Below are 12,290 nucleotides of genomic sequence, written 5' to 3'. Positions count from 1 at the left end.
CGGTTAAAAAGAGAAATAAAAAACGTTGACGAAAAAAAAGAAATTTGATAAACTGAAAAAATAAAAGGGAGTAGCTAGCCAACCGTGTTCACTTCTTCGTCAGTACAGCTATTGATATTCAATAACTCGGAAAGTGATTAAATAGCGAGACTTTTACTGTAGATGCAGTAGGAGTCTCTTTTTTTATGCCTATAACACCTGCTGCAAAGAATGCAAAAGAAAGAGAGGAAGATACGTATGATGTTACAGGCAGGGATTTTGATAGTGGGTTTCCTTTTTCTGGTAAAAGGAGCAGACTGGTTTGTGGAAGGGTCTGCAAGCATAGCAAGAAAGTTTGGAATTCCCCAGCTGATTATCGGACTTACCATTGTTGCAATGGGAACGAGTATGCCGGAGGCTGCTGTAAGTATTACCGCAGCGATGCAGCAGAACGCAGGAATTACGATAGGAAATGTGGTTGGAAGCAATATTTTGAATATTTTTATTATTCTCGGACTTACGGCATTAATAACAAATGTGGCAATACAAAGGTCTACCTTGTTTTATGAAATACCGTTTATGATGTTTGTTACGGTAGTTTTAATGATATGCGGAATGACAGGAGGAAAAGTAACGTTTGCCGAGGGCATAGTCTTATGGGTACTGTTTCTTGTATATCTTGGATATTTGTTTGTAATGTCAAAAAAAGGGGAAAATCCGGAAGAGGAGGAAGCGAAAAATTATCCTGTCTGGAAATGTCTTCTTTTGATGGTGGCAGGCGGCGTCCTGGTTGTAAAAGGAAGTGATTTTGCCGTCAGCGGGGCAACCGAGATTGCACGATACTTTGGAATGAGTGAGCGTTTTATCGGACTGACGATTGTTGCTCTTGGAACATCCCTTCCGGAGCTGGTAACATCTGTGACAGCAGCAAAAAGAGGGAATGCAGGAATTGCAATCGGAAATATTGTCGGAAGCAATATTTTTAACATTTTATTTGTAATTGGAACAGCCGCACTGATCTGTCCTGTGCCATTTGAAACTAAATTTATTGTAGACACAGGAATCGCAATTCTGGCAGGTCTGGTTTTATGGATTGGGACGTACAAGAACAGGGAATTACGGAAAACGTGTGGTGTCGTTATGCTTTTATGCTATGCAGGATATTTTGCATATTTATGTGTGGTATAAGATGAACCATTTTTGATGAAACCAGTATTTAGGCACCGACCATTTGGCCGGTGCTTTTGAAGTGCATTCTTCTGGAACATATGCTATAATCTGATCAAAGTAGAGAAAAGCGGAGAGTAGAAATGAAAAAATTACCAGAATCAGAACAGGAAATTATGATGATTATATGGGAATATGAGGAACCTGTCAGTCGATTTCAAGTTGAAGAAAAATTGAATGTAGAGAAAAATGTTGCACCGAGTACCATTTTAACATTGCTTACTCGTTTGGAAAAAAAAGGATTTATTCAAAAAGTGAGGAACGGGAAATCAAATCTTTATGTACCATTAGTAGAAAAAGAAAATTATATAGGCACGGTTGGAAAAAACATGTTAGATAAAATGTTTCAAGGGTCATTAGCAAAATTCGCATCGGCACTGTATGATGGAGAAAAACTTAGCTCAAAAGAGGTTAAGCAATTGCAGGAATTTATTGACAGACAAAAATAGAAAAAGTGGTGTAGAGGATATAGTTACAGATGGCATTTATCATAAAGTGGAATCTTTCAATAGGCATAGTCGCATTTATGGCATATGTTGTACAAAAAATAATGGGGAAAAGGCTCGGTCATTACTGGAGAAAGATAGTCTGGATACTTCTGACACTTAAAATGTGCTTTCCGTTTTGGAGTGTGACAGAGAAATTTCGGCAACATCCTTTTATGATTTCTATGCCGGCATATTATATCGGGGAACAAAATCAAAAGACCGCGATCATGACGAAAATGGGAAACGTTTCAATTCGAGGGTGGATGTCAGGCGAAAAATTTTTGCTGTATATATGGATTGCAGGGATGATTTTATGTCTTTTGTTTCACGCAATACAATATAGAATATGGAAAAAAAGAATATTTGCAGAATGTAAAAAGATGCAAAAAAATTCCGTATTAGAAGCTCTAAAAAAAGCAAGCGAAGTTTGTAAAATAAAAAAAACAGAAATCTGGGTCTGTGAAAATCAAGATTTTTATTCTCCTATGTTGTTTGGTGTACGAAATACAAAGATATTGATTCCACAAGGAATGCTGGAAACGGAAAATTACTCCTATGAAGAATGGTATTTGATTTTTTTACATGAATTGACACATCAGAAAAAACACGATTTATGGTATAAAATGTTTCTTCAAATTATAAGGGATGTTTATTGGTTTTGTATCCCGATGCTATGGGTGCAAAAAATGGCAAATATAGACATGGAATGTGTCTGTGATGCAACTGTTACAAAATATATGAATCTGACACAACGGAAAGATTATTGCAATGTTATTTTGAAAGTGGCTTCAAAACAAACGAGAAAAGAATTGTCTGGAGTTGTTTCGATGGTATCAGAAACAAAGATACTGAAAGAACGATTTTACAATGTGTTTTTAGCAAGAAAAAAACTTCGAATATATATCACTGTTTTTCTTTTTGGAATAATTATCTTGAGCTTTTCGGAAATGCAAATAGCGCGGCAAATATGGTCATCATCGTGTATAGAAAATTGTCCCAAATGCAAAGCTGCGGTACAAGGAGAAGTGGTTTGGGATGGATGGGAAAATGAAAAAAATGTAGTATGTACACATCAATATGCATGGGGAGATGACTTACAGAAAGCCAGATATGGAGTAGAAAAAATCAGGTGTAATGAATGTGGAAATTTTTTTGAGATAAAGATCAGGCAAGAAAAAATAGTCTGCCATGGGTATAATGATTAATTAGACAAATGTAGAAAAAGATTGACAAAAAGTAGGAAGTATGGTATTTTTGTTATACAAATGTAGAACGTACGTTGACAGGTATAATAAATTTTTAAGGAGAAAAGTATGAAAGCGGTAAAGAAAAAAATTTCCATTTTTCTAATGACCTTAATGTTGGCCAGTACATTTTCTGCCAATGTAACAAAAGCGGATGTTATCGAAAGTAAGAATACTTTTGCGTATGAAGAAATTATGCCGTATGCTGCAGTTTGCCCGAGATGTGGAGGAAGAATAACATCGTCAACCGTATGGGGAAGCTGGATAAGCAGTGGTACAGTTACATGTACTCATGGTCACGCATGGGGAACTGATTTGAAGCAGTATAGAACAGGAATAAAAACTACAAAATGTTTAAATTGTAACGCAGGAAATACTGCTAATGTGAAAGAAACAAGAACAATTTGTCACGGATATGATAATTAATGGTTAAAACACAAGGCTGTTGTATGATATGTAAAAAAACAGAAGTCATGCAATAGCCTTGTGCTATATAGAAACATAGGGGGTAGCATAATGATGGGAAAAAGGTTGAAAGAAATTTTTGGTTTGATTCTGATTAACATCACATTAGTCAGTGGGAGCTTAAATGCAGAAACGGTATATGCAGATACGCAAGCCAAGATTGAAATTGAGAAAACGGAAATGCCATTAAAAATTTGTGTTGATGAAGAAAATAAAAAAACGGTACTTCAAATAGTGGCAGCCTGGAAGAAAATATATAAAAATAATGGAGTGGAATTAATGGTAATCCCATCAGGGCAAAAGGCTTCGGAAGAAAAAGTACAGGAGATCCAGAATGAAATTACGATGGGAGAAGGACCGGATGTATTTTTGGCAGAGGGGCCGAATCCGACCTGGAGTGAGCAAAGAGCAGTTGTTTTTGAGGATCCCCAAAAAGAAATGTATCAGGGAACCTTTCTTTCGTTGAAACCATACATGAAATATTTTGATATAGATATTTTAGAAGAGAGGATTTTGTCTGCAGGTATGGCTAATGAGGAACAAATACTGCTTCCTATGACATACGATTATTTTCTATATGCATTTACAACACAGGATTTACCGGAAAATACAGAAATATCAAGAAATTGGCTGGAATTAGCCAGACAAAAAGAAAAAGCAATTCAACAGATTGTAGGGCAAAGAAGTGGGGTTCAATTTTTTGATACATTTAGTGAGGTAGTTGATTATAAGAAAAAAACACTTCTATATTCGGAAGAGCAAATAAAAAAAGTTTTGGATGAAACAGCAGCATTAAAAACAAGATCATTAGCTTTAAACTGGAAAATAAAAGATACAGGAGTAGTAAGTCTAAATGATTTGGAAGAACTTGGAGGTGAAAAAACAGTTCATACGGTATTTGCAATGCCGAATCAGGAAGGCGGATTCACTGCAAATGTTACACTTTATGCAGGAATTAATAAGAACACAAAGCAACCTTTAAAAGCAGTCTCCTTTTTACAAATGCTATACAGTGAAGAAGTTTTATCAGGAAAAGGAATAGAGTTAGAAGATAGAAGAGAGGCAAGCAATATAAGATTTCCGCAAGGGGTTTCTATTTACAAAAAGGAACTGGAAAAACGAATGCGGAGTCTTTCGAGACAAGATCAAAAACAAATCAAAACGATACAGGAAGAAGTAAAAACCGTTCGATTTTATTCGATATGGGACAGGGAACTTAATTCCTTACTATCTAAGTATGAGGCGCAGGAAGATGAAAAGCAAAAAGAGCATGTCTTCATAAAAACAATACAGAAATGGAAGGAAAAAATACAGAAATGACATAAAAAATCAGTCCTGTGGAGTGAGAGTTGCAAGAAACAGATTTTCCGGAGTACTGTGGAACAGTCTGTAAAGCCAAAGCGGATATTCGCAATCCGCTTCGTTACTTGCTCATAACTGAATAGCTGCTTCACAGCTTATCAGGACTTGGTTGATTCGGTTAAATTCTTTTAGGGTTTGTCAAGGGTGATGAGTAGCTTTAAAAACAGGCTCCTCTTCACCCTTAATTTATATATCGGTTAATGATCTGTGCGTTTGAGAAATTGATTCGTATATATCAAGACACACATGGCAGAGCATTATTTTGAGACTGTGAGAAAAAGTCTGTAAATAAGATTCTTCTATGATATGCAAGGGTGGCAAGCCTGAAAATCAGGCTTCTCACCCTTGTTTTATATATAACAGTTGTTGAATGGCATGTCAAGAGCAGGCGGTTTTCCGCCCGTCTTATTCGCCTGTTTATTCGTTACTCTGGGAGGCGTCCTTCGTACATAATACTCAGTTCACCATACACCTGTGCCCAGTTGCGGATCGTACTGGTCCATTTCTTCGTAGCTTCAAATGTGGCAAGATACAGTGCCTTTAATAGAGCTGTATCGCTTGGAAATACGCTTCTCTGGCGATTCAGTTTCCGGTAGGTAGAATTCAAGGATTCAATAGCATTTGTAGTATAAATCACCGTTCTGACCGTCGTTGAAAATTTAAAGATCGGCGAGATTGCGTCCCAGTTATCCTTCCAGCGCTTCATGGAATTCGGATATTTCGGTGTCCATTTTTCTGTTACACGCTCTAAGGCTGCCAGAGCTTTCTTTTCATCTGTGGCCTGATAAATGGTTTTCAGATCCGTAGCGAAAGCTTTTCTGTCTTTATCCGGGACATATTTCAACGTGTTTCTTACCTGGTGTACAATACAGCGCTGGTATTCTGTCTTTGGAAAAGCTGCTGCAATCGCTTCTTTGATTCCGGTTAAACCATCGGCACAGATGATTAATACATCTTTGACACCACGATTTTTCAGTTCATTCATAATGGAAAGCCAGTATTTTGCGCTTTCGTTATCGCCAACACTGATGGTTAAAACTTCTTTTTTTCCTTCCGTGTTGATTCCAAGAATCACGTAAGCAGCAAGCTTTCGGATCACGCCATTATCCCTTACAGAATAATGGATTGCATCAATGTAGAGAATGGGATAGACCTCGTCCAGTGGCCGGTTCTGCCAGTCTTCGATCTGTGGCAGGATCTTATCAGTCACATCAGAAATAAAGCTTTCAGAAGTTTCAAAGCCATAAATATCTTCGATGGTTTCGGAAATCTGCCGGGTAGTCATTCCTTTGGCATACATGGAAATGATCTTCTGATCAATATCGGAAATATCTTTCTGACGTTTTTTCACAACTTGTGGTTCAAACGTTGATTTGCGATCCTGTGGCACTTCGATTTCCATCGAGCCATACCGGCTGTTAACCTGTTTCCGCTTATAACCATTGCGATAATCATCATTATCTGAGCGTTCGGATTTTTCGTAACCAAGATGATCATCCATTTCAGCTTCCATCATTTCCTTAATGGTGCCGCCTAAAAGATCCTTGAGCGCATCCTGAATGTCTTCTGCAGACTGGATATCGTACTCTTCCAGGAGCTGATGGATGATGTTTCGTTTTCCTTCTGTCATTTGTACACGATGTACAGGTTTCTTTTGTCTTGCCATAATAAAAGGCCCTCCTAATGATATTTATTGTATCATAGAAGAACCTTATAAACATTATTTTACAGAAAAAGTTTCATACTCTCATTATTTTTGACAGGATGATGAAACCATTATTTAAGCACCGACCATTTGGCCGGTGCTTTTGAAGTGCATTCAGAGCATTACTTTTGACAGGGATTTTTAGAAACAATAACTTTTGTCGGTCGATACAGTTTTTCACCGAAGAAGTAGCCTTTCTGTATTTCCTCGACAACTCTGTCTTCTTCCACCCGGTCTGTCTCTTCGATGTGTACTGCATCATGGATATGAGGATCAAATATTGCACCATTTGCTTCAATCGGCAAGACATTCAGCTGGTATAAATTCTGTGCCAAAGCTGTACGGAAATCCATCATAAGAAGCTTTTCATCCAGATAGGCCCAGCGATTTGTCGTTCGTTCCGAACTGACAATTCCATATTCAAGATTGTCTTTTACAGCCAGCAGCTTTTCAATCCATGTGCTGACCCGGATGTTTGTATCTCCGTCATGACAGTCTGCAAATACTTCTTGTGTCTGTCTGGCGATCATCTGGATTCCCTTTCCAATTGCAGAATCCTTCGTTGTGGGGTTCAGATTTTTTGCACCCAGGCAAAACTCTTTTCCGGCCTGAAGTACATTTGCGAGAAGCTGTTTCGGCACGAAAACGGTGTTTATCGGGAAAGGTTCCGGTTTTTCTTCTGTGAATTGACTCAAATCTATCTTTGCACGTTTCTCTCCTGATTGCAGTATCAGGGTAAAATCGCCGCATTCCATTCCAACCTCGATCCATGCTGAAAACTCGGCTTGCAGATCTTGTTTTCTGCAATTTGAAATTACACGAATTATAAATCCAACACAGGAATTTGTCCAATACCTGAGACAAAAAAACAGTCCAAAAAGTGCAACAAAAAAGTCAAATCAGAACATTTCCTTTCTTTGCGGGATATGCTAAACTTTTTCTATCATAAGAAAAAAGGATGTACGAACAGGGGTTTTTACGTACTGTCCGGAAAGAGGAATTTTGATGAAAAAACAGTATTTCTGCAATCCGTTAAATATGGATTACCGTTACCAGTTTATTCAGGATATGAGAAGCGGTGAGGACAAGATTTCCCGCGAGGCCGCCGATCCGTCGATGATTTTATTTCAGGGAAAGTATTATATTTTTGCGTCCATGACGTTGAGCGTCTGGGTTTCGGAGGATATGGTGCACTGGGAGAGCCACCGGCTGCCGGAGAGCCTGCCGCTGTATGACTATGCGCCGGATGTGCGCGTGGTCGGCGATTACGTGTATTTCAGCGCATCCCGTCGTGGCACGATCTGCGATTTTTACCGTACGAAAGATATCTTAAACGGTCCGTTTGAGCGCATTCCGGGAACTTTCGATTTCTGGGATCCGAACCTGTTTCTTGATGATGACGGAAAGCTCTATTTTTACTGGGGATGCAATAACGTGACTCCGATCTGGGGTGTGGAGCTTGACCCGGAGACAATGATTCCAAAGGCAGAGAGAAAAGAACTGATCTACGGTCAGCCGGAAAAAATCGGATACGAGCGCGTCGGAGAAAATCATTCCAAAATGCCGCTGAGTGAAGAAGAAGCCGTTGAAAAATTCAAAGAATTTCTGAAAGCACAGGGAAAAGATGCGGATCATCTGACGGAGGAGCAGATCGGGTTTGCCAAAATCATGTTCAGCCAGAGACCGTTCATCGAGGGCGCATGGATGACAAAGCACAATGGAATCTATTATCTCCAGTATGCCGGCCCGGGAACGGAATACAACGTTTACGGTGACGGTGTTTACGAGAGCGATTCCCCGCTTGGCCCGTTCCATCTGGCAAAGAACAATCCATATTCCTATAAACCGGGCGGATTCCTGCGCGGTGCAGGCCACGGTTCGACGATGGAAGACCGCTATGGAAACTGGTGGCATACCGCGACAATGCAGATCAGCAAAAACCACGATATGGAGCGTCGTGTTGGCATCTGGCGGGCAGGCTTTGACGAAGATGGTGTCCTGTTCTGCAATCAGCAGTTCGGCGACTGGCCGATGGCAGTGGAGCAGGCAAAAGAAGATCCATGGGCAAAACCGGAGTGGTATCTCTTAAGCTATCAGAAAGCAATGAGTGCATCGTCCTCTGAAGAAGGCAGAGAACCGTCGTTTGCGGCAGATGAAAATATCCAGACCTGGTGGCGCGCCACCGGAAATCAGCCGGGCGAGTGGATTTCGATGGATCTTGGTGAGGTAAAAGATGTCCGCGCCGTACAGATCAATTTTGCGGATGATAAAATCGATGTACCCCTGCCGGGCGAGCGTCAGGGCGAACGATATATCGACCCGAGTCAGCATAAAACAAGATGGCTGCTTGAGGCATCCGCCGATGGAACAAACTATTTTGCCCTGGCAGACAAATCAGACGCAGAAACTAATCTGCCACACGATTTCGTTGTAAAAGAAGAGGGTGTACAGATCCGCTATCTGAAACTTACTGTTTTTGAAGTACCGTACAATCAGAATCCATGCATCTCCGGCTTTCGTGTCTTCGGACTCGGCAACGGCGAAAAACCATTCGCACCGCAGTATCAGGCAGAACGAACCGGAACCATGGATATGCGCATCACCATTGAGCCGCAGACAGACGCCGTCGGATACAACGTCCTCTGGGGTTTTGCTCCGGACAAGCTGTATCACAGCTGCATGACCTTTATGCCGGAGCAGAATATTGGCGCGCTGGTCGAAGGCGAAACGGTATATGTGAGAGTCGATGCGTTTAATGAAAATGGAATTACGGAAGGAACCGTAAGGCCGCTTGTATGATACAATTATATTGAAAAAGCAGAAAAACAGCTCAGGTGCTCTTTGGAGAAATGAACATTAGAAATAAACAGATCAAACATAAGGAGTAATCATGGAAATAGATAAATTGCAGCAATTGCTTTCAGAAATGTCTTTGCAGGAAAAAATAGGACAGATGGTACAGCTTACCGGTGTATATTTTGACAAAGAGGCAGTGCTTACCGGTGTTGTTGGCGAACAGTTACCACCGGAATGGATCATTCAATATGCCGGTTCAGTGCTAGGAGTGATCGGTAAAGATAAAATTTATGATATCCAGAGCAGATATATGGAACAGCATCCCCATCATATCCCGCTTCTCTTTATGGCAGATGTTATCCATGGATGTCGGACGATTTTTCCGATTCCGTTGGGGCAGGCGTGTTCATTTCATCCGGAACTGGTGTCTGAGGCGGCTTCTATAGCTGCCTCGGAGGCATCTTCAGAAGGGCTCAGAGCAACATTTTCTCCTATGATTGATGTTTCAAGAGATCCCAGATGGGGAAGGATGATGGAATCCTTTGGAGAAGATCCATATGTAAATGGGATCATGGGAAAAGCAATGGTAGATGGCTATCAGCAGAAAGATGATGCCGGAATAGCGGCATGCCTGAAGCATTTTGCGGGTTATGGAGCAGTGAATGCAGGCCGGGAATATAATGATGTTGAAATATCCCAGCGAACATTTCTGGAACAGTATGTAAAACCTTTCCGCATGGCGTTGAAGGCAAAACCTGCTATGGTTATGACCGCTTTTAATGCCATAGACCGAAAACCGATCAGTGGGAATAAGGAACTTCTCAGAGACCTTCTGCGGGATAAAGAAGGATTTGATGGTACAGTGATCTCAGACTGGGGTTCCATCGGACAGCTGGAAGAACAGGGTGTGGCAGCCGATATGGATGAAGCGGCGATTCAGGCCATAGAAGCCGGAGTGGATATAGATATGATGAGTCCTGCTTATATGTTCCGACTGGAGGAACTGGTGAAGAACGGACAGATTCCGGAATCATTTATCGACGAAAGTGCATTCCGGGTCCTGATGATGAAAAATCAGCTTGGGCTTTTTGAAAATCCGTTTGCCGGTCTTGGAAAGAGTGGAAAACTTACTCTGCATAACCGGGAAAAAGCATATCAGCTGGCTGGCGAAAGCTGTGTCCTTTTGAAAAATGAAAAGCTGCTGCCATTAAGCATGAAGAAGAAAGTTATCTGGGCAGGTCCTTATACAGCGTCAAGAGAATTCTTAAGCCGCTGGTCAATTTTTGGAGAACATGAGGCAGTTGAAACAATAGAAGATATTTTACAAAAAAAGCAGATAGAAGCAGAATGTATTACAGGATGCAATATTCTTTCTGATGAAGAGTGTAAGGTATGGCAGGTGGAACAGGAAGTGTCTGACAAGCCAAGGGATGAGCAGTGGCTGGAAACGATAACCCATGAAGATACGGTTGTATGTGTACTTGGGGAACATGAGTCCCAGTCAGGAGAGGCTGCCAGCAGGGCATTCCTGACTTTGCCGGAAGAACAGCAGGTGTTATTTGAAAAAATAGCAGAACGTACAAGTAATATTGTGACTGTGGTAATTACAGGAAGACCATTGGACCTGCGGAGGATATCAGAAAGATCCAAGGCTGTCATTATGGCATGGAGACCCGGCACTATGGGAGCTGAAGCAATCATAGATCTTGTGTATGGCAGAATAAACCCTTCCGGCAAATTAGCTGTGAGTATCCCATGGTGTGTGGGACAGGTGCCCATAAGCTACTGGGATGTAAAAACCGGACATATACTTACAGAAGATAATTCAGAAAATCGTTTCACCAGCAGATATATGGATATCCCAAATACGCCGTTATATCCATTTGGCTATGGATTGTCCTATACAGAGTTTGATATTTCGGACATTGATGTGCAGACAGGACAGGATAAAAAAGTACATATACATTGTAATGTGTGCAATACAGGGAATGTTGCGGGAGCAGAAGTAGTCCAGTGTTATTATGAAACATTATATGCATCTGTAGTACGTCCAAAGAAAGAACTTGTCCGTTTCCGAAAGGTTTTCCTGGAGCCGGGGGAAAAGAAGGATGTAGATTTCTTGATTGACCAGGAAGAATTTTCATATTATGGGAAAAACATGGAAACCGTCAGCAGCGGAATGAAACTGCGTATCAGTATTGGAAACAGTAGTGACCACCTTGTTTCTGAGAACATTATACGAGCATAGGAGGGAAAAGAGACATGAAGGATTTTGAAAATGATTTGATTTATTATCCTAATCCGGACCCGGTCAAGGAACCGAGATTTATTTTAAATTCTGTAGATGAATTGGAAAAATCAGCAAAATACAGTGTTACCTGCAATGGAACAGAGCGAGTGGTATACCATACAGATTCGTTTGACTATGTTGTAGTAGTAGATAACGAAGCGTATGATCTGGAGATTTCAATCCATGCATCATATGAAAAACTTGAAATCCGTCCGTCCAGCTTTGGCATAGTTCCTTCTGTAAAAGGAGAAACAGTCCATATCCATCTTGATGAGCCGAGAAAGTTTACTGTAGAGACAGATGGTGGTCTTCATGATGCATTGTTTGTACTTTGCTCGCACAGGATTGAGAAACCGGCAGATACCACCATCTGCTTTGAAAAGGACAAGGTATATAATGTAGGAGTTCTTACCTTAAAGTCCAATGATACGGTTTATATTGAGGAAGGTGCTGTTGTATCAGGGTGTGTATATGCAGACCATTGTGACAATATTTCCATTGTAGGAAACGGAATTATCAACGGAGCCTGCTGGCATCTGCCGGACAGTAATGCACACCGTTTCTTTATCTATACCAAGTGGTGTAATAATGTACTCTTAAAAGGCTTTACGGCTGTAGACGGACCTTCCTGGCATGTAGTTCCTGCGGCGTGTGACCATGTTGTGATTGATAATATGAATATTTACTGATGTGCGATAAAGAAGTAATAGAAGTGTAAAAAATTTTGCCGTTCC

The 12,290-nt window shown here is 40.8% G+C and carries 10 protein-coding genes; 8 read left to right on the top strand and 2 right to left on the bottom strand.

Annotated features, from left to right (window positions below):
- Positions 1–237 precede the first annotated feature (237 nt).
- The 5 genes from DXD02_RS12870 (at position 238) to DXD02_RS12850 (ending at position 4,723) form a co-directional block, all read left to right on the top strand.
- Positions 238–1,167 carry a calcium/sodium antiporter gene (locus DXD02_RS12870; protein WP_022461243.1) on the top strand — a complete coding sequence of 310 codons (930 nt, stop codon included), beginning with the start codon at positions 238–240 and terminating at the stop codon, positions 1,165–1,167.
- A gap of 122 nt (positions 1,168–1,289) precedes the next feature.
- Positions 1,290–1,655, top strand: a complete 366-nt coding sequence (locus tag DXD02_RS12865) for a BlaI/MecI/CopY family transcriptional regulator (protein WP_022461242.1) — start codon at positions 1,290–1,292, stop codon at positions 1,653–1,655.
- A gap of 29 nt (positions 1,656–1,684) precedes the next feature.
- Positions 1,685–2,899: a M56 family metallopeptidase gene (locus DXD02_RS12860; RefSeq protein WP_118666944.1), complete on the top strand. Its 1,215-nt coding sequence runs from the start codon at positions 1,685–1,687 to the stop codon at positions 2,897–2,899.
- Between the two features lie 108 nt (positions 2,900–3,007).
- Positions 3,008–3,364 (top strand): hypothetical protein, encoded by a 357-nt coding sequence (locus tag DXD02_RS12855; RefSeq protein WP_055220368.1) that lies wholly within the window; start codon positions 3,008–3,010, stop codon positions 3,362–3,364.
- A gap of 90 nt (positions 3,365–3,454) precedes the next feature.
- Positions 3,455–4,723, top strand: a complete 1,269-nt coding sequence (locus DXD02_RS12850) for an extracellular solute-binding protein (protein ID WP_118666943.1) — start codon at positions 3,455–3,457, stop codon at positions 4,721–4,723.
- Between the two features lie 466 nt (positions 4,724–5,189).
- On the opposite strand, the gene DXD02_RS12845 is transcribed toward DXD02_RS12850, so the two are convergent.
- Both DXD02_RS12845 and DXD02_RS15490 read right to left on the bottom strand, forming a co-directional pair.
- Positions 5,190–6,431, bottom strand: a complete 1,242-nt coding sequence (locus DXD02_RS12845) for an IS256 family transposase (protein WP_118049781.1) — start codon at positions 6,429–6,431, stop codon at positions 5,190–5,192.
- Between the two features lie 161 nt (positions 6,432–6,592).
- Positions 6,593–7,000: a nucleotide exchange factor GrpE gene (locus DXD02_RS15490; protein WP_158580137.1), complete on the bottom strand. Its 408-nt coding sequence runs from the start codon at positions 6,998–7,000 to the stop codon at positions 6,593–6,595.
- A 475-nt stretch (positions 7,001–7,475) separates the two neighbouring features.
- On the opposite strand from DXD02_RS15490, the gene DXD02_RS12835 reads away from it, so the two are divergent.
- The 3 genes from DXD02_RS12835 to DXD02_RS12825 all read left to right on the top strand — a co-directional run bounded on the left by DXD02_RS12835 (position 7,476) and on the right by DXD02_RS12825 (position 12,245).
- On the top strand, positions 7,476–9,269 hold the full coding sequence (locus tag DXD02_RS12835) for a family 43 glycosylhydrolase (RefSeq protein ID WP_118666941.1): 1,794 nt from the start codon (positions 7,476–7,478) through the stop codon (positions 9,267–9,269).
- Between the two features lie 91 nt (positions 9,270–9,360).
- Positions 9,361–11,514: a glycoside hydrolase family 3 N-terminal domain-containing protein gene (locus DXD02_RS12830; protein WP_118666940.1), complete on the top strand. Its 2,154-nt coding sequence runs from the start codon at positions 9,361–9,363 to the stop codon at positions 11,512–11,514.
- Between the two features lie 14 nt (positions 11,515–11,528).
- A complete protein-coding gene (locus DXD02_RS12825) occupies positions 11,529–12,245 on the top strand; it encodes a hypothetical protein (RefSeq protein WP_118666939.1) in 717 nt (238 codons plus the stop codon).
- The last annotated feature ends 45 nt before the right edge of the window (positions 12,246–12,290 follow it).

This window comes from Blautia sp. TF10-30, assembly GCF_003481245.1.
Classification (GTDB): Bacteria; Bacillota; Clostridia; order Lachnospirales; family Lachnospiraceae; genus Fusicatenibacter; species Fusicatenibacter saccharivorans.
Note: the sequence above shows the minus strand (reverse complement) of the source record. Positions and strands in the feature narration are given on the sequence as shown.

Excerpts from the sequence above, each read along its gene's own strand:
- DXD02_RS12870 (WP_022461243.1), top strand. The coding sequence starts at position 238 with ATGATGTTACAGGCAGGGATTTTGATAGTGGGTTTCCTTTTTCTGGTA.
- DXD02_RS12865 (WP_022461242.1), top strand. The coding sequence starts at position 1,290 with ATGAAAAAATTACCAGAATCAGAACAGGAAATTATGATGATTATATGG.
- DXD02_RS12860 (WP_118666944.1), top strand. The coding sequence starts at position 1,685 with ATGGCATTTATCATAAAGTGGAATCTTTCAATAGGCATAGTCGCATTT.
- DXD02_RS12855 (WP_055220368.1), top strand. The coding sequence starts at position 3,008 with ATGAAAGCGGTAAAGAAAAAAATTTCCATTTTTCTAATGACCTTAATG.
- DXD02_RS12850 (WP_118666943.1), top strand. The coding sequence starts at position 3,455 with ATGATGGGAAAAAGGTTGAAAGAAATTTTTGGTTTGATTCTGATTAAC.
- DXD02_RS12845 (WP_118049781.1), bottom strand. The coding sequence starts at position 6,431 with ATGGCAAGACAAAAGAAACCTGTACATCGTGTACAAATGACAGAAGGA.
- DXD02_RS15490 (WP_158580137.1), bottom strand. The coding sequence starts at position 7,000 with ATGATCGCCAGACAGACACAAGAAGTATTTGCAGACTGTCATGACGGA.
- DXD02_RS12835 (WP_118666941.1), top strand. The coding sequence starts at position 7,476 with ATGAAAAAACAGTATTTCTGCAATCCGTTAAATATGGATTACCGTTAC.
- DXD02_RS12830 (WP_118666940.1), top strand. The coding sequence starts at position 9,361 with ATGGAAATAGATAAATTGCAGCAATTGCTTTCAGAAATGTCTTTGCAG.
- DXD02_RS12825 (WP_118666939.1), top strand. The coding sequence starts at position 11,529 with ATGAAGGATTTTGAAAATGATTTGATTTATTATCCTAATCCGGACCCG.